The 3,801-nt window shown below is 31.3% G+C and carries 2 protein-coding genes; both read right to left on the bottom strand.

What is annotated here, in order from left to right; translation table 11 throughout:
* Positions 1-208: 208 nt before the first annotated feature.
* A complete protein-coding gene (locus AC8IGH_RS05145; protein WP_507419645.1) occupies positions 209-1,336 on the bottom strand; it encodes a 2-methylaconitate cis-trans isomerase PrpF family protein in 1,128 nt (375 codons plus the stop codon).
* Complete coding sequence (acnA, locus tag AC8IGH_RS05140; RefSeq protein ID WP_507419646.1) at positions 1,333-3,780, bottom strand: aconitate hydratase AcnA; 2,448 nt, start codon at positions 3,778-3,780, stop codon at positions 1,333-1,335. Before acnA ends, AC8IGH_RS05145 begins: the two co-directional genes overlap by 4 nt.
* Positions 3,781-3,801 lie beyond the last annotated feature (21 nt).

Here is a 3,801-nt window from a genome sequence, read left to right as displayed (position 1 = left end):
TTTTAAGTCCTTTGTGTCTACCAATTCCACCACGAGGGCTTTTTTAATTAACCTTTTTGTACCAACGGTTTTAGATGATTTAATTTTAAGAGCAACTAAAAGTTAACCTGATTTTAAACAAAAAATTTAGATTTTAGGTAAAATGTGAAACTTTTAGAATTACAAACTGTAGTTGTTAAATCTTCAATTTAAGTAAATTAAAAAAATATTATAAATAAACTTTTCCAATCATTAATGGTCTTGCGGTTCTAAACATCACCGCAGAAGTAGCCTCTAATTGATTTTTATTTTTGATCACTACTGAACCTGCGGTTACAATTCCTGAAGGATTTCCAATTCTACTTTCAAGAACATTAGATTCTTTTCTTTTTACCTGGAATGGAATAGTTCCTTCAATAGCTAAAGCCACTCCAAGATTTGCTCCAGCGGTTCCCATAATTGCTTTATGAGTTTTTCCCATAGAAAACATCCTTGTGCAAATATCGTAGTCTTCTTTTTTAATACTAGTTCCATCTAAAGATTTGTAATTTTTTGGCTCAGACACGATTCCTATTCTCGGGGTTCCAAGTTTTACTTCATTCTCACTAGTAGCAAGTCCCATTAATACTGCTCCCTTTTTTCTAATTTTTTGAATTATTTCCATTTTATTTTTTTGCTGATCGATCTCATCTGGAGATTCTGTGCACGATAATCCTAGATCTTCTGCTTTGATATAAATAAGAGGGGTAGAAGCATCAATACAACTTATCATTATTTTTTTTCCATCAATATCAATTTCATCAACTACATTACCAGTTGGCAAAAGTTTTCCGGTTCCTGATCCCCCTGGATTTAAATAATCTAATCTAATTTTGGATCCCGTTCCTGCAACACCTGCAATAGAATAGTCACCATCGACACAAGCAAATCCATTTTTAACTTCAAACGTAGAATGAATAATTTTATCTGTATTTACTTGATAAATTTTAACAGTTACTTCGCCATCTTTTACTTTTAAAATTCCTTCATTCACTGCAAATGGTCCAACCGCAGATGATAAATTTCCACAATTATTTGACCAATCAGCCACTGGTTCATCTACGGCAATTTGAATAAAGGTATAATCAATGTCTATTCCTTTTCTTTTTGATGGCTCAATGATTACACATTTTGATAATGAAGAAACGCCACCACCCATTCCATTTAATTGTCTTCCATTAGGATCTGGACTTCCAATAATTTTTAAAAATATTTTATTTAATTCCTCTTTATTTATTGTGGGAAGATCTTTAGCATGAAAAAAAACTCCTTTACTTGTTCCTCCTCTATAATAAGCAGCTTGAATCCAGTTTTTCATTTTCTAATCTCTTCTCTCCATGCCATTGGAAGTATTCCTCCATTTTGCCAATAAGATATTTCTTCTGGGGTGTCTAATCTAACTTTTAATTTTGTAGAAATAATATCACCAGTTATTTTTTTTATTTTTAATTCAATTTCTTTATTTTTATTATCAATTTTATCTAAATAATTAAAATCAAACTGATCGCTGCCTTCAATTTTTAACTCTTCAATTCCTTGTCCTTTAATAAATTCTAATGGCAAAAGTCCCATACCAATTAAATTAGATCTATGAATTCTTTCAAAACTCTTAGCTACAATAATTTTAACACCTAATAATAATGGTCCTTTAGCAGCTGTATCCCTTGAAGAACCACATCCATAATTTTCTCCTGCAAACACTGCAAGAGTTACATTTTGTTTTTTATATTCCATTGCGGCCTCAAAAATTCTCATTTCTTTTTTTTCTGGATATTTGATTGTAAAACTTCCTTCTTTATCTGATGTAATTTTGTTTCTTAATCGAAGATTGGCAAAAGTTGCTCTCATTGCTACTTCATGATGCGCTCTTCTTGTTGTGTAATTATTAAAATCTTCTGGTTTTACTCCTCTCGACTCTAAATAATCTCCAGCAGCAGTCCCTTTAGTAATAGCATTAGATGGGGAGATATGATCTGTTGTAATTGAATCTTCTAAAAGAACTAAAGGTCTTACATTCTTAATGCTGGAAGAAATTTTTACTTCCTCTTTAACTTCATCTAAGTAAGGCGGTCTTTTAAAATAAGTGCTTTTATCAGACCATTCATAGTTAGAAGTTTTTGGAATATTTAAGTTGTCCCATAGTAAACCGCCGTTAGATACTTCTTTATATTTAGATATAAAAAACTCTGGCTTATAACTTTGCTGCACAACCCTTTCTATCTCCTGATTAGATGGCCAGACGTCTTTTAAATAAATATCTTTGCCATTTTTATCTTTTCCAAGAGAATCTTTTTCAAAATTTTTTAAGACATTTCCTAATATTGAAAAACAAATAACTAATGCCGGAGATGCTAAGTAAGATGCTTTAATATTTGGGTGAATTCTACCTTGAAAGTTTCTATTCCCAGATAAAACTGCGATTGAAAAAACTTTATTATCTTCAATAGCTTTTGCAATATCTCCTGGCAAAGGTCCGGATCCGCCATTGCAAGTAGTACAGCCATAACCAATGACATTAAAACCCAATTCATCTAAGTATTTTTGAAGTCCGGATTTTTCTAGTATGGTAGCAGTAACTTGGCTACCTGGTGCAAATGAAGTTTTAACATTTACATTTCTTTTAATTCCTTTTTCAATCAAATTTTTTGCAACTAAACCAGCTGCAATCATACCTTTTGGGTTAGTAGTGTTGGTGCAACTAGTGATAGCTGCAATCAAAATATCTCCGTCTTTAATTTTTTCTTTGCTATTTGGAATGCTAAATAAATCTTTTCTAATCTCTCTTTTATATAATTGATTAGAATGAGTATTAATTTTTGTAGAAAAGTCTTTAAGATCTATTCTATCTTCTGGATTTTTAGGTCCAGAAACACATGGTACAATTTTACTTAAATCTAATTCTATAATTCGCAAATATTTAGGAATATCAGTATCTGATCTCCAAAGTTTTTGATGCTTAGAGTAAGTTTCTATTAGTTTAATTTGGTCTGAACTTCTTCCTGTCATTTTTAAATAATCTAAAGTCATATTATCAACTGGAAACAAAACAGCAGTTGATCCATATTCTGGAGCCATATTTGAAATCGTGGCTCTATCACCAACAGATAATGAATTTACTCCTTCTCCAAAAAATTCTACAAAACTTCCAACTACTTTATTTTTTCTGAGTAGCTCTGTAATCGTTAAGACTAAATCTGTAGAAGTAATACCTTCTAAACACTTATTTTTTAGATGAATTCCAATCACTTCTGGTAGAGCTACAGATAAGGTTTTTCCTAACATAGCAACTTCAGCTTCGATTCCGCCCACTCCCCAACCAAGCACTCCAATTGCATTCACCATAGGTGTATGACTATCTGTTCCAACACAAGTATCAGGACAAATAATATTATCTTCTTCCCAGACTACTTTTGATAAATATTCAATATTTACTTGATGGCAAATTCCAACTCCTGGAGGGATCACTTTCACATTTTTTAAATTCTTAGAGCACCATCTTAAAAAAGCAAAGCGTTCTGAATTTCTTGAGTATTCTTTTTGTAAATTTTTAATTACAGCATCAGCACTTCCAAAAAAATCAACTTGTAGGGAATGATCAATAACAATATCAATTGGAATTTTTGGTTGGATATTTTTTGATTGAATACCTTTTTTTTCTAAAGCCTCTTTATAAGAAATAAAATCTACTAACATTACTTTGCCTAAAATATCATGACTTAAAATCCGGTTTGGCATAAAATTAATTGGAGATCCTACCTGCAAATTTGTAATAAAATTTACCTG

Source organism: Candidatus Allofontibacter sp. (assembly GCF_038145245.1).
Taxonomy (GTDB): Bacteria; Pseudomonadota; Alphaproteobacteria; order Pelagibacterales; family Pelagibacteraceae; genus Fontibacterium.
This window is presented reverse-complemented; position numbering and strand designations above follow the sequence as displayed.

What these genes read in the sequence shown, in the direction of transcription:
- AC8IGH_RS05145 (WP_507419645.1), bottom strand. Translation starts at nt 1,336, where the DNA reads ATGAAAAACTGGATTCAAGCTGCTTATTATAGAGGAGGAACAAGTAAA.